Source organism: Ensifer sp. 2TAB8, from assembly GCF_052115125.1.
Lineage (GTDB): Bacteria > Pseudomonadota > Alphaproteobacteria > Rhizobiales > Rhizobiaceae > Ensifer.
Map to the genome: position 1 here is coordinate 506,449 of NZ_JBFRGB010000001.1, position 22,498 is coordinate 528,946.

20 protein-coding genes are annotated in these 22,498 nt (G+C 62.0%); 1 reads left to right on the plus strand and 19 read right to left on the minus strand.

Features of this window, described 5'->3' with window-relative positions; genetic code table 11:
- Positions 1-9: 9 nt before the first annotated feature.
- The 19 genes from visN to AB4Z53_RS02630 form a co-directional block, all read right to left on the minus strand.
- Entirely contained in the window at positions 10-750 is a 741-nt protein-coding gene (gene visN, locus AB4Z53_RS02540) for a transcriptional regulator VisN (protein WP_291152873.1), read from the minus strand.
- An 828-nt stretch (positions 751-1,578) separates the two neighbouring features.
- Positions 1,579-3,249, minus strand: coding sequence for a flagellar basal-body MS-ring/collar protein FliF (gene fliF, locus AB4Z53_RS02545; RefSeq protein ID WP_113536444.1), 1,671 nt, complete (start codon positions 3,247-3,249; stop codon positions 1,579-1,581).
- 359 nt (positions 3,250-3,608) lie between these two features.
- Positions 3,609-4,001 (minus strand): chemotaxis protein CheT, encoded by a 393-nt coding sequence (gene cheT, locus AB4Z53_RS02550; protein ID WP_291152877.1) that lies wholly within the window; start codon positions 3,999-4,001, stop codon positions 3,609-3,611.
- A 73-nt stretch (positions 4,002-4,074) separates the two neighbouring features.
- Complete coding sequence (cheD, locus tag AB4Z53_RS02555; protein WP_113536446.1) at positions 4,075-4,629, minus strand: chemoreceptor glutamine deamidase CheD; 555 nt, start codon at positions 4,627-4,629, stop codon at positions 4,075-4,077.
- Entirely contained in the window at positions 4,626-5,015 is a 390-nt protein-coding gene (locus tag AB4Z53_RS02560; protein ID WP_034851752.1) for a response regulator, read from the minus strand. The genes cheD and AB4Z53_RS02560 overlap by 4 nt, the downstream gene beginning before the upstream one ends.
- Positions 5,015-6,076, minus strand: a complete 1,062-nt coding sequence (locus tag AB4Z53_RS02565; RefSeq protein WP_113536447.1) for a protein-glutamate methylesterase/protein-glutamine glutaminase — start codon at positions 6,074-6,076, stop codon at positions 5,015-5,017. Before AB4Z53_RS02565 ends, AB4Z53_RS02560 begins: the two co-directional genes overlap by 1 nt.
- On the minus strand, positions 6,073-6,981 hold the full coding sequence (gene cheR, locus AB4Z53_RS02570) for a protein-glutamate O-methyltransferase CheR (protein ID WP_441594507.1): 909 nt from the start codon (positions 6,979-6,981) through the stop codon (positions 6,073-6,075). The genes AB4Z53_RS02565 and cheR overlap by 4 nt, the downstream gene beginning before the upstream one ends.
- A complete protein-coding gene (locus tag AB4Z53_RS02575) occupies positions 6,978-7,445 on the minus strand; it encodes a chemotaxis protein CheW (protein ID WP_113536449.1) in 468 nt (155 codons plus the stop codon). Before AB4Z53_RS02575 ends, cheR begins: the two co-directional genes overlap by 4 nt.
- 5 nt (positions 7,446-7,450) lie before the next feature.
- Entirely contained in the window at positions 7,451-9,745 is a 2,295-nt protein-coding gene (locus AB4Z53_RS02580) for a chemotaxis protein CheA (RefSeq protein ID WP_441594508.1), read from the minus strand.
- Positions 9,746-9,764: 19 nt separating this feature from the next.
- A complete protein-coding gene (locus AB4Z53_RS02585) occupies positions 9,765-10,130 on the minus strand; it encodes a response regulator (protein WP_025425897.1) in 366 nt (121 codons plus the stop codon).
- 3 nt (positions 10,131-10,133) lie between these two features.
- Complete coding sequence (locus AB4Z53_RS02590) at positions 10,134-10,427, minus strand: STAS domain-containing protein (RefSeq protein WP_065372388.1); 294 nt, start codon at positions 10,425-10,427, stop codon at positions 10,134-10,136.
- Between the two features lie 41 nt (positions 10,428-10,468).
- Positions 10,469-12,082, minus strand: a complete 1,614-nt coding sequence (locus AB4Z53_RS02595; protein ID WP_441594511.1) for a globin-coupled sensor protein — start codon at positions 12,080-12,082, stop codon at positions 10,469-10,471.
- Positions 12,083-12,772: 690 nt separating this feature from the next.
- Complete coding sequence (locus tag AB4Z53_RS02600) at positions 12,773-14,161, minus strand: FGGY-family carbohydrate kinase (RefSeq protein ID WP_113536452.1); 1,389 nt, start codon at positions 14,159-14,161, stop codon at positions 12,773-12,775.
- A gap of 4 nt (positions 14,162-14,165) precedes the next feature.
- The gene (gene rhaM, locus AB4Z53_RS02605; protein WP_441594513.1) at positions 14,166-14,480 is read right to left on the minus strand and encodes an L-rhamnose mutarotase; all 315 of its coding nucleotides are present in this window, start codon (positions 14,478-14,480) and stop codon (positions 14,166-14,168) included.
- A gap of 7 nt (positions 14,481-14,487) precedes the next feature.
- Complete coding sequence (locus AB4Z53_RS02610) at positions 14,488-15,492, minus strand: ABC transporter permease (protein ID WP_441594514.1); 1,005 nt, start codon at positions 15,490-15,492, stop codon at positions 14,488-14,490.
- Entirely contained in the window at positions 15,492-16,472 is a 981-nt protein-coding gene (locus AB4Z53_RS02615; protein WP_223726400.1) for an ABC transporter permease, read from the minus strand. The genes AB4Z53_RS02610 and AB4Z53_RS02615 overlap by 1 nt, the downstream gene beginning before the upstream one ends.
- Positions 16,469-17,965: a sugar ABC transporter ATP-binding protein gene (locus tag AB4Z53_RS02620; protein ID WP_113536456.1), complete on the minus strand. Its 1,497-nt coding sequence runs from the start codon at positions 17,963-17,965 to the stop codon at positions 16,469-16,471. Before AB4Z53_RS02620 ends, AB4Z53_RS02615 begins: the two co-directional genes overlap by 4 nt.
- 301 nt (positions 17,966-18,266) lie before the next feature.
- Complete coding sequence (rhaS, locus tag AB4Z53_RS02625; protein WP_113536457.1) at positions 18,267-19,256, minus strand: rhamnose ABC transporter substrate-binding protein; 990 nt, start codon at positions 19,254-19,256, stop codon at positions 18,267-18,269.
- Positions 19,257-19,371: 115 nt separating this feature from the next.
- Positions 19,372-20,184, minus strand: a complete 813-nt coding sequence (locus AB4Z53_RS02630) for a DeoR/GlpR family DNA-binding transcription regulator (RefSeq protein WP_113536458.1) — start codon at positions 20,182-20,184, stop codon at positions 19,372-19,374.
- A gap of 202 nt (positions 20,185-20,386) precedes the next feature.
- Between AB4Z53_RS02630 and AB4Z53_RS02635 the strand changes: the two genes are divergently transcribed.
- Positions 20,387-22,486, plus strand: a complete 2,100-nt coding sequence (locus AB4Z53_RS02635) for a bifunctional rhamnulose-1-phosphate aldolase/short-chain dehydrogenase (protein WP_441594517.1) — start codon at positions 20,387-20,389, stop codon at positions 22,484-22,486.
- The last annotated feature ends 12 nt before the right edge of the window (positions 22,487-22,498 follow it).

Below are 22,498 nucleotides of genomic sequence, written 5' to 3' on the forward strand. Positions count from 1 at the left end.
GCCGGTTCCTTACACAAGATTGTTGCGCACCGCGTAAGCAATCGCTTCCGATCGCGTCCTGGTCGCAGTCTTGCGCATGACGCTGGTGATGTAGTTGTTGATGGTGTTGCGCGAGATTCCGAGGATCACCGCGATCTCTTCGCTGGTCTTGCCCTCGGCGATCCAGAACAGGCATTCCAGTTCGCGCTCCGTCAGCTCGAAGTCTCGGTCATGTCGGACTTCTGCGCGGGTGGTGAAGCTTGCGAGATAACCGGCAAGCAGCGTGACGTCCCGCAGGCTCTCCTGCGAAAGGATCACGTCTTCGGGGACGAGCAGCATCAACGAGAAGCGCAGGCGTCCGACGTTAAAGGTGATCGCACAATATTCGCGGCTCATGCCGCGCGGCAGATCGATATCATCCGGCAGTGCGTAGAAGCAGGGCTGCAACACCGCCAGGCACTTCTCCAGTTCGGTCGTCTTGGCGTGCAGCGACGTGACGACGCCGGAGAGACGTCGAACGACATCGAAGGGCCAATCGGAACAGACCACGAAATCGAGCCCGTTGTCCTGCGACAGGTCGTAACGCGCCAGGAGATAGTGGCCCGCGCCGACATATTCGGTCAATGCCGCCAGGCCGCTGCCCAGAGCGCCCCGCCCGGCAATATCCCCGAGCCTTCGCAAAAGCTGCTCGCGCGTGAAGCCGCCGCCGCGTGCACGTGTCGGCGCCGTCGGCAAAGGCCAGACAGCGATGTCTGCTTGCGAAATGTTCATGAGTTCAGCCCCTGTACCGGATTCCCATCCCGGAACTGCACTTGCACTGTCGCCGCCAACAGCCGGCCGAAGCCGAATATTACCACCAGTCGCAGATCAGGACGCGAATCAACTGTTAAAAATGTACATCGCCGCGAGAAAAATGCCACCGCCCTGTTCTGGCTATTTACTTCACATCCCGTGCATGGGTCGATTCGACCCAAGCGCGCTTTGCACGCTCGGCCCAGCGATGCCCGTCGACGACACGAAGGCGCAACGTATTGACAGAAAACATGTTTCTCCCAGATCGATCGACGTTTCCGTGCCAGCTTGGCGATCCGGGGTAGCGCCATCGGCGGCATTTTGCCCATGAAACGGGCGTTTATTGTCGCTCTTTGAAAATTAGAACCTGAAGAAATTATACTTTGAATTGCCAGCTGTTGCTGAAATGCACCAGGAGATTTTCAGTTCCTTCTCATTTTACCGATATATAAATTGTGATTTCTTCAGAATAACTAATGACTATTTCAAAGTTATATTTTCATTTGACTATGTATAGACGAATTCCGGCATAGTAGATGCCCATCCGCAATGCACGCCATGCGCGCGCGCGGAATCTATAAATTAAGATAACGTTAAAATATTACCATCTGCGGCATACGACGGGACTCGACGACCTCGCTTCGAAACTTGAAGCAAATTGGCAGCGAAGGCGACGGACGCGGTGGGACTCTCATAATATTTGCGCCGAACATGAACGCCACCGTGACGCGCGAAGCAGCCGCGCTAAAAACACAAATCCCGCCTTGAGGGCGGGATCTGCTGTGTGCGGCACTGGCTGCGGCGGCATCAGGCGGCCTTGTCGAGGGCCCATTTGCGCAGGATCTTCGCCGCGCGTTCCTCGCTGATCTCGACCATCCGGGCCAGACGCCTTTCCGGCCCTTCCTTGACGCGGCGGTTGAAGCCACCATCCTCGCCCATGTTGAGCAGGTCGTCGGTGCTGTCGAAGCCGAAGTCCGACCCAAAGCCGTCCATAAGCGCCCCACCGGCACCGGCGGTCGCCGGAGAGAAGTCGGGCAGTTCGAGACCGGCTGCTTCGCCTTCCAGTTGGCCGGCATTGCTGCCGAAGCCGAGCTGGCGAGCCAGCGGTCGCATGCCCCAGACAACGAGGGCGGCAACCACGATGAAGGCGAGGGCATTGATGATGCCGCCGAGATTGCGGGTCAGCGTTTCCATGACGCCGGGGCCAGCGACAGCCTGGTCGAGCAATTGCGTTTCGACGAAGTCCATGGCGGTCAGGGTCACGACGTCGCCGCGCGCGGTATCGAGACCGGCGGCGGATGCGACGATCTTCTGCATGTCGGCCAGATAGGCGTCGATCTTCGCCTGGTCGGCAGGTTCGCCAACCATAGCGGCCAGGCGGCCACGGTTGACCACGACCGCAACAGAGAGGCGCTCGACCGTGTAGCTGTTCTTGACGGTGGCGATCGTCTTGCTGTTGATCTCGTAGTTGGTCTGCTCTTCCTTCTTTTCGGCCTGATCGCTCGACTGCGGGCCGGCACCGCCCTTCGGGGCGGCCTGAGGAATGTTCTGCTGTACCGTCGCGGCATTGTCCGGCTGCTGCTGGCTGGACTTCTGTTCTTCCTTGGTCACGCGCGTGGAGCGCTCGACCCGCGATTCCGGATCGAAGACCGTTTCCTGGATCTGCTGCGTGTCGGTGTTCAGACGCGCCGTGACGCTGGAGCGGAAATTGTCCATTCCGAGGAAGGGCGCCAGCGCATTGTCGATCTTCTTCTCAAGCTCGGACTGTACGTTCTGGACGACGCCGAGCGATTGGTTGAGGGCGCTGTTGGCCGGGTCGTCGCCAGAGGCGAGCAGCTGCCCGGTCGAATCGAGCACGGTCACGTCATCGACATCGAGCCCCGGTACGGAAGAGGCGACGAGGTGACGGATCGAGGCGGCAGCGCTGCGGCCAACGGTGGCACTGGCGCGAATCATGACCGAAGCGGTGGGATTCTGGTCCGCCTTGCGGAAGCTGCCCCGCTCCGGCATCACGATGTGGACACGGGCGGCGGCGATGCCCGAGATCTGCTGGATGGTGCGACCGATTTCGCCTTCGAGCGCACGGACGCGCGTCACTTCCTGCATGAAGGAGGTGAGGCCGAGCGAACCGACATTATCGAAGAGTTCGTAGCCGGCATTGGCGCTGCTCGGCAGGCCGCGCTCAGCAAGCAGCAGACGGGCCTTGCTCGTCATGCCGACGGGGACCTGAAGGCTTGCGCCATCGGAGCCGACATTGAAGTCGATATTGGCCTCAGCCAGCGCGATGCTGATCTGGGTGACATCGCTGCGTTCGAGCCCGACATAGAGCGTCTCGAACGAGGGTCTGTTGACGTAAATGCCTGCCCCGAGCACCAGGCCGACGGCGACAACGCCGGCTGCCGCGAGCGCGATCAGCTTGCCTTGCCCGAGATTGCTCAGGTTCTTCGTGACCGTCGAGAGTTGATCCAACAGACTCATTCTGTTTCCGCACCCAGTATCGCAAGGTCTTCGAGCCGGTCATCGGCCGAACGCCCTGCGCAGTTCCAACATTCGGGTTTGCTGGGTATCGACATGCTTCGTATCGACTTCCAATGCGCGCGAATCTACCAGCCCCGGTCGGGACCGTAGGAAACGAAACTTGCGCGAAATTGGCTTGATCGGCTCGGACGGCAGACCACGTGGCGATATCGGCGGGGTTATCCACCGACTGAGAAGCGCCTGCAGAGACGGATATCCGGGGCACGCGGCATGCGTGGCGCGCTGACCCGCGCACCGCAAGCAACTGATTTTACGAACCTATTGCGAGTGCCGCGCGTCGCGCAGACTTCAGGCGCGCCCTAGAAGGCCTCGAAATCGCCGGCTGCCTTGGTCAGCGGCTGGGAGTGGCCGTGGCGCAACATGCCGTTGCCAAGTGCCTTCTTCATATCGGCAAGCTTGACGAGGCTGACGGCGGTGGTCACGTCCACCAGCCAGTCGTCGGGGATCGACGACGTGATGGTATCGATGAACTCGGCGAGGCCGCGCGTCTTCTGCACGGCAAGGTCGATCCCCTGCAGCACCATCATCTTGTCCGGATTGTCGAGCGCATCAACGCCCTCGTCGCCCAGGAGTTGCGGTTCGATCCGTTCGATCAGGTAGGCGACGTCATGCAGTTCGGTGACGATTCGCATCAGCACTTCGGGCAGTGCTTCTTCCACGTGCGGCATGTGGCCCTGGTAGTCGGTCTGCATTGGTATGTCTCACGTGGCTCGGGGCTTCGGTAGAAGGTCGTATTGCGGCCTGCGAGGCGCCAGCCTCGCAGGATCAGAAGAATTCGATCGAGCTTTCGGCCGGCTTCGGCGCGATGATCGGGCGCTCCTCCATCTGCACGGTGCGCTGCGTCTCGACGCCGGTCAGGGCATATTGCCGAGCCCGGCCGCTGGACGGCCAGTATTCGAGCTTGCGGCCGTGCTCGCCGCCAGTGCTCTCCCCAACGATGCGGATGCCTTCATCGAGCAGAAACTGCCGCGCGAAAGCGGCATTCTGTTCGCCCACATTGGAGAAGCGCGCGATCGTCTTGGCCCCACCAAAGATCTTGGCTTCGAGACGATCTCGGCGTGCCCCCTGCTTCAGCAGCCCGTTGATCAGGAGTTCCATCAGATGAACCCCGTAGCGGGTCGCGTCGCCGCCGGAAGCAGGCGACGTCGCGGAACCGGGCAGCAGGAAGTGATTCATGCCGCCGACGCCGACCACGGGGTCGCGCATGCACGCAGCCACGCAGGAGCCGAGAATGGTCGACAGCACGATGTTGGGATCGTTGAAGACCTTGTACTCGCCCTGGATGACATGCACGCGCTTGCCGGCGGCTTCCATGTTCATTTAAGCGCCCCGAATACGGCTTCGATTGCAGCCTTCATCTTTTCGATGGTGAAGGGCTTGGCGAGCACGTTGTTGGCACCGAGGGCCGCAGCCTTCTGAACCAGGGCACGGTCTCCCTGGGCCGTAAGGATGATGAAGGCGGCCTTCTTGGTCGTCGGGTTGGAGCGGACCGCCTGCAAGAGGCCGAGGCCGTCCATCTTCGGCATGTTGAAGTCAGAGATCACCAGATGATGCGGGTTCTGGGCCATGATCTTCATGCCCTGCTCCCCGTCACCGGCGGCTGTGATCTGCTTGAAGCCGAGCTGCTGCAGGGCGTCACCCAGGAGCAGGCGGCTGGTGACCTGATCGTCGACGATCAGAACTTTGATTTTTTCGGCGATGGACATTATTCGCTTCCTTCCTTGCGGAGCGCCGCTGCTTTCAGGACCTCCTCCCCGATGGATCCGAGGGGGAGCTGGGTTTCAACGGCGCCCAATTCATAGGCGACTCTCGGCATGCCGTAGACGACACATGTCTTTTCGTTTTGTCCGAAGGTCTTTGCCCCGGCATGCCGCATTTTCAGGAGGCCGGAGGCGCCATCGCGCCCCATGCCGGTCAGAATGACGCCGATCGCGTTGCGGCCGGCGAGTTCAGCAACGGAATCAAACAACACATCCACCGACGGGCGATGTCCGTTGACCGGATCACGATCGACCAGCCGGCAGCAGGGTGCCGTGGGATTGGCGACCTGCAGATGGCGCTCGCCACCGGGCGCCAGATAGACCTTGCCGATTTCGAGCCGCGCGCCGTCCGTCGCCTCCTGCACCGCCGGCGCGCACAGGCGGTTCAGCCGCTCGGCAAAGCTTCTGGTGAAGGTGTGCGGCATGTGCTGGGTGATCACGGTCGGTGGGCAATTGGCCGGGAATTTCTGCAGCACCGTGATCAGCGCTTCCACGCCACCGGTCGAGGCGCCGATGGCAATGATCTTGCGGCCGGCCCGGTATTCCGAAGCCGTGTTTGCATTGGCGGCAGCAGGAGCAGCGGCAACCTTGTTGCCGGTGATGATGAATTTGCGCTGCGAGCGGGCGGCAGCCTTCACCTTGTCGACGAGGCCGGCGAAGGGATGAGGATCGCCCGGATGCGGCTTGCCGACGCAATCGAAGGCACCGATCTCGAGTGCGGCGATCGTGGCTTCGGCCCCCTTGTGGGTCAGCGTCGAAACCATGATGACCGGCATTGGCCGAAGCCGCATGATCTTGTCGAGGAATTCGAGGCCGTTCATGTTCGGCATTTCGATGTCGAGGGTGACGACATCGGGGTCGAGCTGCTTGATCGCCTGACGTGCTTCCATGGCATCGGCGGCCTGACCGACGACGGTCACGTCAGGATCGGCGTTGAGGACGGCGGTGATCAGGCCACGCATGGTGGCGGAGTCGTCAACGACGAGAACACGAGCGGGAGCGGTCATGCCCGTCCTCCATGAAATTTGCCGGTGTGGCGGTATGTGGTGATGCCGATGTTGTCGAAGTGGGACTTGGCGTCACCCGACACGCGCTCGGAATGGCCTATATAAAGGTGACCGTCGGTGTTCAGCATGCCGGCGAAGCGCGACCAGATCTTCATCTGCGTCGGCTCGTCGAAATAGATGACGACGTTGCGGCAGAAGATCACGTCGAACGGACCCTTGAACGGCCATTGCGCCATCAGGTTCAGCTCGTTGAAGGTGATCAGCCGCTTGACGCGATCGTCGATCTGCCACTTGAAGCGGCCACCGGCATTGACTTCGGAGAACCACTGCTTGCGCATGGCCGGATTGACGGTCTCAAGCGCCGTAGCGTCGTAGGCCCCGGCGCGGGCGAGCGCCAGGATCTTCGGGTCGATATCGGTCGCAAGGATCCGGAAGTCGTAGTCGGCCGCATTCGGCAGCAGCGACAGAACCGTCAGTGCGATCGAATAGGGCTCCTGCCCGTCCGAGCAGGCCGCCGACCAGATGCGCACGCGACCGCCTGCCTTGGCACGGGCGATCAGTTCCGGCAGCACCTCGGTCTTCAGGTGTTCGAAGTGATGGTTCTCGCGAAAGAACCGCGTGAAGTTCGTCGTCAGGTGCGAGAGCATGTCGCGGCGCGCGGCGGCACCGGCGGGTGACGCAACCAACTGGCAATAGTCACGGAAACCCTTGAGCCCGAGATTGCGGATGTGCTTCGACAGCCGCGAATAGACCAGCGATGCCTTGCTCTCGTTGAGGTAGATGCCGGCATCCGCATAGATCATGGCGGCGATCTCGGTGAGATCGCGACGGGTCAAGGGATACTCGCCGCTTGCCAGACACTCGTCCGGCGACAGCTTCTGTTCGAACGCTACCTGGTTCCTCATGCGGCTTCCCTTTCTTCCTGCGGGAAGATGGCTTCCAGCTCAATGAGGCAGATCATTCGACCTTCGATCGCGAGCACACCGCGAGCGAAGCTCTTCTCGAACTCCGACGACACGACATCCGGCGTCGGCTGGATCTTGTCGTCGGTGATCGTCAGGATGTCGGAGACGGCGTCCACCAGAAGGCCGACGACCTGGCTCTTTACCTGCGCGACGATGATGACGTGACGGACGGTCGGATCGGCCGGGGTCATGCCGAGACGAGCCGAAAGATCGACGATCGGCAGCACGGCACCACGCAGGTTGATCACGCCGAGGACATAAGGTGGCGCATGCGGCATCGGCGTCGCGGGCGTCCAGCCACGAATCTCGCGCACCGACATGATGTTCACGCAGAATTCCTGAGCGCCGACACGGAAAGCGATCAGCTCCCGCCCGTCCGTCAGATTTTTTGCGGCATAGGTCATTGTCATTATCCGACAGCAGCAAGTGACATTTCAGGCTTCAGCGATTGCCCGCGCGAGGCGGCGACGATCGCATCGACATCGAGGATGAGCGCCACGCGGCCGTCGCCGAGGATGGTCGCGGCAGCGATGCCCGGCACGTGGGTGTAGTTGGCCTCGAGGCTCTTGATCACGACCTGGCGCTGACCCTGGATCGCATCGACCATCAGGGCACGCTGGCCGCCGCCTTCCGATTCCACCAGCAGCGCGACGCCCTCGACCGGGTTCGCCTGGATGGCGCGGAAGTTGAGGATGCGACCGACGTCGACCAGCGGGCAGAACGAGTTGCGGATCGAGATCAGCCGCTGGTTGGAGCCGAAGGAGTGGATCGCCGACGCCTCAGGCTGCAAGGTCTCGACGATCGCGGTCAGCGGTACGACGAGCGTCTGGTTGGCGACAGTGACCACCATGCCGTCGAGCACGGCGAGCGTCAGCGGCAGGCTCATCGTGAAGACCGAACCGTGGCCCGGCTTCGAAGAGATGTTGATGCGACCGCCGAGCGCCTGGATCGAGCGCTTGACCACGTCCATGCCGACGCCACGGCCGGATATGTCGGAGATCTTGTCCGCCGTCGAGAAGCCGGCGTGGAAGATCAGGTTGTCGATCTCTTCGTCCGAAAGGTTGGCGTCGGCCGCGATCAGGTCGTTGTCGATCGCCTTCTGGCGCACCTTCTCGCGGTTGATGCCGGCGCCGTCGTCGGCAAGCTCGATGACGATGCGGCCGGAACGATGCTTGGCCGTCAGGCGCACGGTGCCTTCGGCGCTCTTGCCCGCAGCAAGGCGCTTCTCCGGCGTTTCGAGGCCATGGTCGACCGCGTTGCGGATCATGTGGGTCAACGGCTCGGCCAGCTTGTCGATGACCGTCTTGTCGACCTCGGTGTTCTCGCCTTCGGTGATCAGGCGGACCGACTTGCCGGTCATGTCGGCGATTTCGCGAACGATGCGCGACATGCGCTGGAACACCGGCTTTACCGGCTGGGCTCGGATCGCCATCACTGAGTCCTGGATCTCGCGGGTGAGCTGCTGCAGCTCTTCGAGGCCCATGTTGATCGAGGACGTGCCGTTGGCGTCGTTTTCGACGACGCTCTGCGAGAGCATCGCCTGGTTGATGACGAGCTCGCCGACGAGGTTGATCAGACGATCGACACGGTCGAGATCGACGCGGATCGTCGGTGTGGCGGCCGATGCGGCAGCCTGCTGGGCAGCAGCGCTCTGCGCTGCGGCACTGGCGGCTGGCGTCGACTTCTCGGCCGGCGCCCGCGCGGCGGACTGGGCCATCTGCAGCACGTTGCTGGCGGTGCCTGCGGCGGAAACCGCAGCATTGCGGATTTCCTGCTGCTGGACCGCGAGCTGTTCCTCCTCCTCGACGACACCGACGGAAACCGCCGGTTCATCATCAAGGATCGACAGATCGAACGGCACCGGCTGCATCGGCAGCTCTTCGCCCGACTGCGCGGCCTCGTCCTCGACGAGAGAAATCTCAAGGTCGCAATCCCACTCGGCGAATTCGAAGACGGAGCGGATGGCGTCCTCGCCCTTGTCGGTCTTGAGCGAGATCTTCCAGAAGAAATAAGCGCTCTCCGGGCTCAGCCGATCGAGCGTCGGCAGTGCGCCCATGTCGCAATGGATGCTCATCTCGCCGAGGCGGGAGAGGTCGCGCAGAAGCAGCGTTGCCTCATTGCCCTTGGCGTAGAGATCGGACTTCGGCTTGAAGACGATCTCATAGGTGGGCGTTTCCATCAGTGGTGGCTCTTCGTCCGCTTCGAAGTCGTCGAAGGAGAAGGCGACCGGCTGGAAGCCTTCGTCATTGACCGGCGGCGGAGCCACGGCGGCGACCGGCTTGGCAACGGGCTCAACCGGTGCAGCTGACGCCTGCGGCACTTCACCGTTTGCCAGAGCTTCGAGCTCCTTGATGAGCTGACGGCTGCGCGCCTCGTCGACGCTGCCGCCATCGCGCGCGGCATTGGTCAKGTCGGCCAGCACGTCGGCCGACTTCAGCATTACCTTCAGAACCTCCGGTCCCGGATCGAGCCGGTTGGAACGAACGCAATCAAGGGTCGTCTCGAACACATGCGCGAAGGAGACGAGGTCATCGAGCCCGAAAGCGCCGGCGCCACCCTTGATCGAGTGCACCGCACGGAACACCGCATTGACCGTTTCCGGATCGCGGTCGCCGTCATTGAGCTTCAGCAGACCCGATTCCAGTTCGGCGAGTTGCTCCTCGCATTCCTGGAAGAAGATCTCTTTGATTTCGTTCATATCCATTGGAGGCTATCCCCGGACTTCAGGCCGTTACGCGCTCGATTGCATCGATGAGTTTGGTCGGGTCGAACGGCTTGACGATCCAGCCCGTTGCTCCCGCCTGACGCGCACGGTTCTTCTTCTCCGCATCGCTTTCCGTGGTCAGAACCAGGATCGGAATGGCGCGGTAGCGGTCGTTCTTGCGCACACCTTCGATGAAACCGAAGCCGTCGAGACGCGGCATGTTGATGTCGGTGACGATCACATCGGGGTTGGCTTCTTCCAGCACCTCAAGACCCTCGACGCCGTCTTCGGCCTGGATCGTTTCGAACCCGGCATTGTTCAGCGTGACCAGCAGCATGTTTCGGATCGTGCGGGAGTCGTCGACCGTCAGAACTCGCTTCTTCATTTCTCAAATCTCCTTTGCCACCAGGTGGTCGATCTCGACCCCGATGAGCTGTGTCGTTTTCTCGAAAGCGTCCGACACCTTGCTGAAGGTGAAAGACAAATGATCCTCTTCCCAGGTCTTGGCGCCGGCCATCAGCACCTGGACACAAAGCGTCCCTACCCGCTCGACCGCCGAGGCGTCGATCACGATGTCGCTGCCCTTGAGCGCGAGCAGCTTCTCATGCAACGCCGTCGCCTCGTTCAGGTCCAACACCGGAGCGAGGCTGAGCGTCTTCTGAGCGGTCTTCTTGCTGGCCATTCCTGTCTTCCTCGACTGCTAACTCTGTACTGCCCTTGAACTCAGCGCTGCCATCCGGCGAACTGCCGCTGCGGCCCATCGTCGAACAGCGCGACCGTCGGCTCCTCGGCAAACACGCGCGGGGTCGGCCGGCTCGGTTCGCGACCGACGGCTGACGAAACGGGATGGCGCCGCTCAAGACGGAACCGACGGATGGTCTCGCCAAGCTCGACGATGACGGTGTGGAGATCGTCCGACGAACGCGCGGTTTCTCCCGCCAAGACAGCGCTTGCCTGCACGCCCTGCGAGATCGTGCCGATCTCGGCGGCAACGCCCCGGAGGTCACCCACCTGCTGCTCAGCTTCGCGGGCAATGCCCGACACCGCCGAATTGATCGACGTGACCTGCTCGACAATGTTGCTGATCGCGTCCTGGGTGCGGCCGACAATCTCGACGCCGGTTTCGACCTGCGCCTTGGTGCCGGTGACGAGCTGCTTGATCTCGCGTGCCGCCTCACCGGAGCGCTGCGCGAGCGCGCGCACTTCCTGGGCGACGACCGCAAAGCCGCGACCGCTGTCGCCGGCGCGGGCCGCTTCGATGCCGGCGTTCAGCGCCAAGAGATTGGTCTGGAAGGCGATCTCGTCGATGACGCCGATGATCTGACCGATCTTTTCGGCGGATGCCTCGATGTCGGCCATGGCCGTGATCGCCTGACCAGCGATTTCGCCGCTGCGCTCGACCGCGATGCGGGTTTCGTTGGCCTTCGTCTCCGTCGCACTGATGCGGCCGGAGCCGCTCGTCATGCGACCGGCCATGTCGGCGAGCGCTGCAAGCTGGCCGGACAGCGCATCGGCTTCGGCGGTCGCCTTGTCCGAGAAGGTTGCCGCGTTTGCGCGCATGCGATCGACCAGGGCTTCTGCGGACCGATTGTGCTGATCAGATGCCTGCAGGCTCTGCTGGATTTGCTCCAGCGCCGTATTCAGGCTGGCGACGATCGGCTGATAGGCTTCCGCCGTTGCTTCCGGCAGCCGAGCACCGAGATCGCCGTGGCTCAGGCTCTCGGCAAAGTCGCCGAAGAGCGCCTTGACTTCCTGCTCGTCGGCACTGCGCTGCTCGGTCAGTTGACGCTGGTGCTGTTGACGCAGTGCGTTGAAGCGCAGCGAAACGCCGATTTCGGTGTCGACGAAGACTGTGCGCACGAGCGCGGCGACGAGGTCGCAGAGTTCGCGGCGTCGCGTCTTGCCCATCGGCAGGAAGGATCGTGGCCAGGCGTCTTCGATGAGGCCTACGAGGAGTTGCTCGAGCACGACCGCATGGCTTGCCATCTGCCAGCGCGGATCGAGACCCATGCGGCTTGCGGTATCGGCGAGGACCTTGACGCGCTCGGCATAGAGCCCGTCAAAGCGCGCGTCGGTCAGCACGTTCCAGTGCGAGGATTGAAGATCCTGAAGGCGATCGATCTGGCGGTCGCTGTCGAAATGGCGGGAGGCATCAGGATAGGTTTGGAGGCGCTGGAAAAGGTCACGAAGCGCCTGGTCGATGCGGGGAGAAAGCTTCTGCCTGTGGTCGCGGACGCGGTTGCAGCTTTCCTCGTCGAGCCCGGCAAAACGCAAGCGCTCCAGCAGGCTGCCTGCCTGGCCCTTCCTTGCCTGTTCTGACGATGCTTCCTGCCTCAACGCTGATCCCCGGGTAGTGCGTGCATTCGAATTTGCCCTGGGGAGGTTCAAAGGGAGCCACGGTCCACCGGACGTGCACGCCACATCGATGAGATCAGCCCCCGCCGCTGGCGTCTGCTATCGTTCATCCCGCAAGTTAATTCGGTGAAGAATGGATACCGGACCGGAACCGGTACGGCGGGGCGGCATCATGCCTTGAGGAGACTTGTGAATTATCCCATTCCGACGTGTGGGACCATGTTTATGGTTAATTCCTTGCCTGAAGGTTAACGGTCCCTAGCCTCTAATCGGAATCACTAAAATTCGCGGGGTGTTTTCGCAGGCGATTTTTGCACCGCAACAAAACTGTAATAAAGGCCCCGGATTTCAACAGGTTCTCAATCACAAGAGTTTAGAATTGTACCTTGACTTGCGCTCGCGTATCGAAGCGAAAGTGAAGTGGGCGCTCGATGCGCGAAGAAACCTTCGCACCGGTCAAGGCGACATCATGACGATGCGCTTACAGGAAACGAACAATGATTGTTCTTGGTATTGGCGCCGCACTTACAGCAATCCTGACGATGACGGCAGTATCGATCGTGCTCAACATCGAACACAACCGGTCGGCAAAGCGCAGTTCCGTGTTTTGATCGGGCCCACGCCCGTCTCTTACTGACACAACCGAGCATCTTGCGGCCGTCGACGGGAGTTCTACGGCTGTTTTTCTTTGCCCGCATGCTGCAGAGCGGCCTTGCGCCACGCCTTCGCGTAGCTGACAAAGCTCTCGGGTATCTCACTTGCAACCGGCTCGACCCCGGTCCTGACCCTCGATCCCTTTATGAGGCAGGCTGCGCCGAGACTCGTACCCGTAACATTGTGAGGATCGGCAAAGACTGGCCGGCCTGTGGCCGCAGCAAGCATGCGCAGATAGGCCTTGTTGACGGCAAACGGTCCCTCGACAACGACCTCGCCGCGAGCTCCGATCAGATCGAGGCAGGTGGCCGTCATCAGTGCCAGATGGAACGAGACGACGGCGAAACGCTCGGCGGGAGCGAGCGTCTGATCGTCGGCCGTCCAGACCGCCTTCGACGCCGGAAACGGACCGGATCCCTCGGGAATGGAAGGCAGTAGCATATGGCCGGCTTTCGCGACCGCCTCCGCCACATCCGACGACGCTGGAACCGCCCGCTCCCCCAAGAGAAGCTGGAAGGCACGGCCACCCATGAAACGGGCGGAGGGCACGGGATCCCCGAGCGCATTGACGTTGATGAGCGTGTCGCGATGTTCGTCGAGCGCCTTCGGCTCCGCACCGACCGCCAGCATGACGACCCAGGTGCCGGTAGAAACCACCGAAAAAGGCGAGGCCCGCGTCAGTAGATGCGGTAGCAGCGATGCGTTGGAATCATGAATGCCGCAATAGACGGGCGTCCCGGCCGCAATCCCGGTTGCAGCACAGAGTTCCGCTCGCAGAGCACCAGCGACATCACTCGCCTTCAGCACCGGCGCGAAAAGCGGCCGCCAGCCCTGACGCTCCACCAGAGAAGAGAAAGTGCCAGCTATCGGATTCCAGAGATCGGTGTGACAGCCGAGCGACGTGAGCTCGTTGCAGAGCACGCCGGTCAGCCGGTAGGTCCAGTATTGCGCATAAGTGAGGATCGAGGCGACCCTGGCAAACTCAGCCGGGAAGGTCTTTTGCTGCCAATAGAGCTGCGCGCCGACATTGAGCCCCATCGGCAGGCGTGCCGAGCCGGTCTCCGAAAACGGCGGCCGCGCCACATCATATTCGGCGGCGAGGGTGTCGGGGCCAGCGTATTCGTAGTCCAGTACCGGAAGCGCCAAGTCGCCCGATGCATCGAGCACGACCGCGGTCGCGCCATGGGTGGTGATCGAGATTGCCTCGAAGGCGTGTTCGGCATTGAGCGCCGCAAGGCTCTCGAGCAGGAAGGCCCAGAGGCGCTCGACATCGAAATGCGGATAGGGACCGCTGGCGCGTACAGCATTTGCCGTCTTGCGCACGGCGATCTCCTCGAAACGGTCGAGATCAACGGCCGCGACCTTGGCATTGGTCTTGCCGATATCGATAACGCCAACAACCCGCATCTTATCAGTCCATATGGAAAACAGTCGTCAGCGGCACCGCCACCGGCTCGTTGTCGGCTTTGGTTTCCATGATGTCGGCCATGTAGGCCCACCATTTCTGCATGACCGGATGGGACGGCAGGTCGGCCATGCGGTGATCGCCGGTGCGCCAGAGCACGCCGAAAAGCAGGTTGGTCTCCTCGTCCAGATGGATGGAGTAGTCGGAGACGCCGGCTCCCTTCAAAAGCGCCGCCAACTCCGGCCAGATGGCGTCGTGCCGCGCCTTGTATTCGGCGGCCATGCCCGGGTTCAGCCGCATGCGGAATGCGTATTTTTCCATCAGAGCCTCAATGCGCAAGACGGCGGCGGGCACGCCGCCAGAGGATGGGGAGTGCGATCACCGAGATCAGCAGCAGGCCGATAAAGATCGACATGACGATACCGGGCACATTGAGCAGACCGAAGCCGAAGGTCACCATGCCCATGATCAGCGCCGCGAGCACGACGCCGGGGATGGTTCCGGAGCCGCCGAGAATATTGACGCCGCCGAGCACGACCATCGTCACCACTTCGAGTTCCCAGCCGAGCGCGATCGATGGGCGGGTGGAGCCGAGGCGCGAGGTCAGGCAGATCGAGGCGAGCCCGGCCATCAGCCCGGTCAGGAGAAACAGGATGAACTTGATGCGCCCAACGCGGATACCGGAGAAGAGTGCCGCCGTCTGGTTGTTGCCGATGGCATAGACCGAACGGCCGAAATTGGTCTTGTGCAGCACGACGCCGTAGACCACCGCAAGCGCGACGAAGAGGGTGAACTCGAAAGAAAAGACCCACCAGACATAGCCCTGACCGAACCAGGAGAAGTTGTCGGGATAACCAGTGAAGGCCTGGTCGCCGAGGATGATGAAGGAGAGCCCGCGGAACAGGCTCATGGTGCCGATGGTGACCACGATCGATGGCAGGCCGAGGCCGGTGATCAGCAGGCCGTTGATGGCGCCGCAAATGAGGCCGACGGAGAGGCCGATCACCACCAGCGCCGGCGTATCGAAACCGAGCTGGACGGCATAGCCCATCGCCGTCGAGGCAAGCGCGATGATCGACGCCACCGACAGATCGATCTCGCCGGAGATGATCACCAGCGCCATGGCAAAGGCGATCATCGCCTTTTCGGTGAAGTTGAAGGTCGCGTCCGAAAGGTTCCACGGGTCGAGGAAGTAGGGCGAGGCCAGCGAGTTGCCGAGAAAGATGAGGCAGGCAACGACGAACAGCAGGCTTTCCCAGCTCTTCAACAGGCGCGCGCCGCGACCTTCCAACCGGTCGGGAATGTTGCGGGGGGTAAGGTGTGTCTCGGCCATCAGACAGCCTCCGCCTTTCTCAAAATGACGCGTCCCTTGCGCCGCTCGGCGCGGGCGTTGACGGCGACAGCAATGATGATGACCATGCCCGAAATCGCCAGCTGGGCGAAGGGCGAGATGTTGATGACCGGCAACGCGTTCTTGATCACGCCGAGGAACAGCGCACCGAGCACGGCGCCGGCCACCGTTCCGATGCCGCCGGCGATCGAGATGCCGCCGATGACGCAGGCGGCGATGATGTCAAGTTCGAAGCCGGCTGCGATATCGACATAGGCAACCGCGTAGCGCGATACCCAGAGGTAGCCGGAAAGCCCGGCGAGCGCACCGGAAAGACAATAGGCCGAGAAGCGGGTGCGGCCGACATCGATCCCGGTATAGACGGCCGCATGCGGATTGCCGCCTACGGCGTAGAAGGCGCGCCCGAGCGCCGTCCGGCTCATCAGCAGGAAGACAAGTCCGATCATGACAAGCGAGAGCCAGGAAAGAACCGGAAAGCCGATGAGCTCGGCACGCGGCAGCGCCTTGAACGCATCACTCATCTGGTGCGCGTTGATCCACTTGCCGCCGCTCAAAAGGAAGATCAGACCGCGATAGATGGTCAGGGTGCCGAGCGTGACGACGATCGGCGGAATATCGAGTTTCCACACGAGCGCGCCGTTGATCATGCCGAGCAGCGTGCCGAGCGCCATGGCGGCGAGGATGACCAGCGGGATCGGAAGGCCCGGAAAGGCGGCGTTCAGCATCGCCGCCACCATGCCCGAGAGCGCCAGGTTGGCGGCCATCGAGAGATCGATGCATCGCGTCAGGATCACCGCCATCTGGCCAAGGGCCAGAATGATCAGGATCGAGGTGTCGTTATAGACGCGTGCCAGATTTGCCGGTGCGACAAAGGGCGGGAAGCGCCAGGTGATCAGCGCGAGCAGCACGGCGATCGCGCCGACGAGCAGCAATTCGCGATTTCTAAGAAACTTCGCCATCACGCGGCCTCCTGGATGCCGGCGGCGGCACGCACCAGCTTTTCCGCCGTCAGATCGGCGCGCTCGAAACGACCGGCGATCCGTCCTTCTCGCATCACGATGACACGGTCGGACATGCCCATGATCTCGGGGATTTCCGAGGAGACCATGATGACGCTGAGGCCTTGCGCCGCCAGTTCGCTCATGAAGGCGTGCACTGCAGCCTTCGAGCCGATGTCGATGCCCTTGGTCGGTTCGTCGAGGATGATCACCTTCGGCCGGGTCGCCAGCCACTTGGCGATGACGACCTTCTGCTGGTTGCCGCCCGAGAGCGTGCCGACATCCTGATCGAGCGAGGCGGCGCGCAGATCGAGACGCGAGGTATATTCGCGGGCGAGCGCGAACTCGTTGGCAAGTTTCAGGAAGCCCGAGCGCGAGGTGCGCGACAGCGACGGCAAGGTGACGTTCTGGAAGATCGGCAGGCCGATGATCGCGCCCTGCCGGCCGCGCTCTTCCGGCACATAGACGATACCTGACCGGATCGCCTCGGAGGGGCTGCGGATGACCAGCACCTCGCCATCGAGCCGGACCGCACCGGCCGATGGACGGGTGATGCCGATCAGCGACTGCATGAACTCCGATCGGCCGGCGCCGACAAGGCCGTAGAAGCCGAGAATCTCGCCGCGGCGAAGCTCGAAGTTGATATCTTCGAATTCGGTCGGGTGGCGGTAGCCGGAAACGGTCAACACCGGTTCGCCGATCGCGACGTCCTTCTTCGGATAGACCGATCCGACGGCGCGACCGACCATGAGGCGCACCAGTTCGTCCTGGCTGACATCGGCAATCAGCCCCTCGTCCACCATGGCTCCATCGCGGAAGACCGTGTAGCGATCGGCGATGCGGAAGATCTCATCGAACTTGTGGCTGATGAAGAGGATCGCCTTGCCGTCGGCCTTCAGCCGCTCGACGAGGGCATAGAGCTCATTGATTTCCTTGTGCGACAGCGCTGCCGTCGGCTCGTCCATGATGACCACCTGGGCATCAACGGATAGCGCCCGGGCGATCGCGACGAGATGCTTCTTGGCAATACCGAGATCGCGCAGTCGGATCGTCGGATCAAAATCGGCACCGGCGCGCGCGAGCAGGGCGCGTGCATCGGCATTAAGCTTCTTCCAGTCGATCAGCCCGAAACGATTGCGCGGGGCATGGCCGAGGAAGATGTTCTCGGCGACCGAGAGTTCGTCGAAAAGTACGGTTTCCTGGTGGATCGCCGTGACGCCTGCACGCGCCGCCGCGAGCGCTGTCGGAAAGTGTACCTCCCGATCGGCAACGGAGATGGTGCCATGGTCCGGCTGGTAGATGCCGGTCAGGATCTTCACCAGCGTCGATTTTCCGGCGCCGTTTTCGCCGATCAGCGCGGTCACAGATCCCGGATAGAGCGACAGCGAGACGTCGGAGAGCGCCTTCACGCCGGGGAAGGACTTCGAGATCCCCTCGAGCGCAATGGCGGGCTTCATCCGCGATGTGAGCGTATCCTGCAGCAAGAGACAGTCCACCAGTTCAGTGTTTCGATGACGCAAAGTCGTTCGGGACTCGTATGCCCGCATTGGGCTGCGCGAGGTTGCCCCTTACCCTAACCCTCTCCCCGCGGACGGGGAGAGGGAACGAGTATGCCGCGCTCCTTCCCCTCGTCAGGACGAAGGCAAACCGTTGCCGCTCGTCCCTTCTCCCCGTAAGCGGGGAGAAGGTGCCGGCAGGCGGATGAAGGGCAGCCTCCCCGCAAGGATGAGGCCGACATCGGCCAGGCGGTTCACCCGATCAGAAGATCTTGGCGAATTCCTCGACGTTCTTGGCGTCGTAGACGAACGGATCAGCCATCGCGCCTTCGTTGTTGTCGTCGAGCTTGACGGCGCCCATGCGGCCCATCTTCAGTTCTGCGCCGGGCTTGGCTTCGGCACCGTTGATCAGGTCATAGGCGATCATCGTTGCGGAGTAGCCGAGGTCGATCGGGTTCCAGATCGCGAAGGACTTGGAGGCGCCCGACTTCACGTGGCCGGCCATTTCCGAGGGAAGGCCGAGACCGGTGACGTTGATCTGGCCGATCTTGCCGGCGTCGGTGACGGCCTGGGCAGCTGCGACGATGCCGACCGAGGTGGGTGCAATGATCGCCTTCAGGTTCGGATAGGACTGAATGAGGCCCTGCGTTTCGCGGTAGGACTTGTCGGCAAGGTCGTCACCGTAAACGGTCGCGACGACATTGATGCCCTTGTAGTTGCCCTGCACCTTTTTCATTTCCTCGATCCAGACATTCTGGTTGGTCGAGGTTGCCGTTGCCGAAAGCACGGCGACGTCGCCGCCTTCGGGAAGGTTGTCGGCGGCGAGCTTGATGATCATGTTGCCGATCAGCGGGCTCGACGACGGGTTCAGGTGCATCAGGCGGCCGTCCTTGGCGACGCCGGAATCCCAGGAAATGACCTTGATGCCGCGATCCATCGCCTTCTTCAGCGCCGGAACGAGAGCGTCGGTATCGTTGGCGGAGACCGCGATCGCGTCGACCTTCTGCGCGATCAGCGAGTTGATCACCTCGATCTGGCCTTCGGCGGTCGTCGTCGTCGGGCCGGTGTAGATCACCTCGACGTCGCCCAGTTCCTTGGCGGCTTCCTGCGCGCCCTTGTTGGCGGCTTCGAAGAAGCCGATGCCGAGCGCCTTGACGACGAGCGCGATCTTCTTGTTTTCCGCATGCGCGGCATTGGCCATCAGCGCCAGCGATACGGCGGCCGTTACCATCAGTGACTTCAGGATCTTCATGCTCATTTCCTCCCATTGTCCGGTGCGCGAAAATCGCATCCGGCGCGAATTCCTCCGTTCGGCGACGACCCGGCCGTTTCGGCCGTGACCGCCACCTTCCCCTCCCTCCTCCGCCTCAGGCGGACGAGGACATGTTCTCTGCATCCGTGCCGGCTCTGCCGCTGGCAACGACCAGCCTCACACCGGCATTTTCGAGCATCGCGGCATGCCTGTCCTCGATGCCCGAATCCGTGATCACCGTGGCGATCCGCTTCAATCCGCACAGGATCAGGCTGGAGCGCTTGTGAAATTTCGATGAGTCGACCAGCACGACGAGTTCGTCCGCCTGGTCGATCAGCTTTTGCTCCGCCTGGATCAGCAGCGGGTCGGCCTCCATCAGGCCGAGCGGTCCCAATCCTTGCGCCCCCATGAACATGCGGCGCGCATAGAAATTGCGCGTCACGTCATTGTCGAAGGGGCTGAGGATGATGTTCTGCTCGCGGTAGATCGTGCCGCCCGACAGCATCACCGTATTCTTCGAATGCTTCAGCAGATGCTCGGCGATCGGGAAGGAGTTGGTGAAGACCTGCATCCGGCGATTGCTGAGGAAATGCACCATCTGAAAGGTGGTGGTGCCGCCATTGATGATGATCGGCTCGCCATCTTCGCAAAGCGCCACCGCCTCCTTGGCGATCGCCTGCTTTTCGCGGGCGTGCAGACCTTCGTTGACCTTGAACGGCCGACCGGCAAGCCCGACGAACTGCGGCGGGTTGATCGCTTCCGCACCGCCGCGCACCCGGCGCAGCTTCTTCTGCACGTGGAGGGCTGCAATATCACGCCGGATCGTCGCCTCGGAACTGTCGGTCAGATCGACCAGTTCCTGGACGGTGACGACGGGTTTTTCCTGAACCGCCGACAGAATGATCCGGTGTCTTTCTTTCTCGTGCATGCGCTCCTCCGATGCTTTTCATGCTTCCATCACGATCGACCATTGTCAATCACAATCAATCATATTTTTTCATTGTGCAGCGCAATATGCGCGAACTTGATCGTTTTTGATTGACTTTAACACTCAAGTCCTGTGATCTGATGCCAACCACATCTCTGCGCGGTCGCCAAGCCGCGCGGCATCTGACCGGGAGGAATTCGAGATGCTTGACAAGCAGCAGGGCGCACGACTTGCAAACCTTTGGGACGAGGCAAAGGCTGCCGGCATGAGCGAATCCGGGCGCCTGCTCTATCGCTCGAACCTGCTCGGCTCCGACAAGCGCATCACCAACTACGGCGGCGGCAATACCTCGGCCAAGGTGATGGAGAAGGATCCGCTCGGTGGCGGCACGGTTGAGGTTCTCTGGGTCAAGGGCTCCGGCGGTGATGTCGGAACGATCAAGCTCGACGGCTTTGCCACRCTCTATATGGACAAGCTCAACGCGCTGAAGTCGATTTACCGCGGAGTCGCATTCGAAGACGAGATGGTCGGCTACCTGCCGCATTGCACCTTCAATCTCAATCCGCGCGCCGCATCCATCGACACGCCTTTGCATGCCTATGTGCCGAAGAAGCACGTCGACCACATGCATCCCGATGCGATCATCGCGATTGCCGCGTCAAAGAACAGTCGCGAACTGACAGCGAAGATCTTCGGCGACGACATCGGCTGGCTGCCGTGGAAGCGTCCGGGCTATGAGCTCGGCCTGTGGCTTGAAAAATTCTGCCTGGAAAATCCCCGGGCGCGCGGTGTCGTGCTCGAAAGCCACGGCCTCTTCACCTGGGGCGATACGGCGAAAGAGGCCTACGAGACGACGATCGAGATCATCAACAAGGCGATCGCCTGGTTCGAGGCTGAGAACACCAAGCCTGCCTTCGGTGGGGCAGTCACTGCGACGCTTGATGCTGCCGCGCGTGCCGACGTCGCTCGCAAGCTGATGCCCGTCATCCGCGGCCTGATCAGCGCAGACGAGCGCAAGGTCGGTCATTTCGACGACAGCCAGGCCGTGCTTGATTTTGTCACCGCCCGTGACCTGAAGCCGCTCGCAGCACTCGGCACCAGCTGCCCCGACCATTTCCTGCGCACCAAGATCTGCCCGCTGGTGGTCGATTTCGACCCGGCCAGTCCCGATGTCGACAAGACGCTGACAGCACTGCCCGAGGCGATTGCCGCCTATCGCGCCGACTATGCGGCCTACTATGAGCGCTGCAAGCACGAAGACAGTCCCGCCATGCGCGATCCGAATGCAGTGGTCTATCTAGTGCCCGGCGTCGGCATGATCACCTTTGCCAAGGACAAGGCGACCGCCCGCATCTCTGGCGAATTCTATGTCAACGCCATCAACGTCATGCGTGGTGCCTCCGGGGTCTCCACCTATGTCGGCCTGCCGGAACAGGAAGCCTTCGACATCGAATACTGGCTGCTTGAGGAAGCGAAGCTCCAGCGCATGCCGAAACCGAAGAGCCTGGCCGGCCGTATCGCGCTCGTCACCGGCGGCGCCGGCGGCATCGGCAAGGCGACGGCCAACCGGCTGATGCAGGAAGGCGCCTGCGTGGTGCTCGCCGATATCGACGAAACCGCACTGAGCGCCGCTGCGAGCGAGCTTTCCGCGCGCTACGGCAAGGATTTCGTCCGCTCTGTCAGCATGAACGTCACCAGCGAAGCGGCGGTCGAAGGCGGTTTCGCCGACGCGCTGCTTGCCTTCGGCGGTCTCGACATTCTCGTCTCCAACGCCGGCCTCGCCTCGTCTGCCGCGATCGAAGACACGACGCTGGCGCTCTGGACCAAAAACATCGACATTCTGACGACCGGCTATTTCCTTGTCTCGCGTGAGGCCTTCCGCATCTTCCGCCAGCAAAAGGCCGGCGGCAACGTCGTTTTCGTCGCTTCCAAGAACGGCCTTGCCGCCTCCCCCGGCGCGTCGGCCTATTGCACCGCCAAGGCCGCCGAGATCCATCTCGCCCGCTGCCTGGCACTGGAAGGTGCTGCCGCACAGATCCGCGTCAACGTCGTCAATCCGGACGCGGTTCTGCGCGGCTCGAAGATCTGGACCGGCGAATGGAAGGAGCAGCGTGCCGCCGCCTACAAGATGGATGTCGACGACCTGGAGGCGCATTATCGCGAGCGCTCGATGCTGAAGCTCAGCGTCTTCCCCGAGGATATCGCCGAGGCGATCTACTTCCTTTCCTCCGACATGTCGGCGAAATCGACCGGCAACATCATCAATGTCGACGCGGGCAACGCCCAGTCCTTCACCCGCTGATCGAGGAGAGTT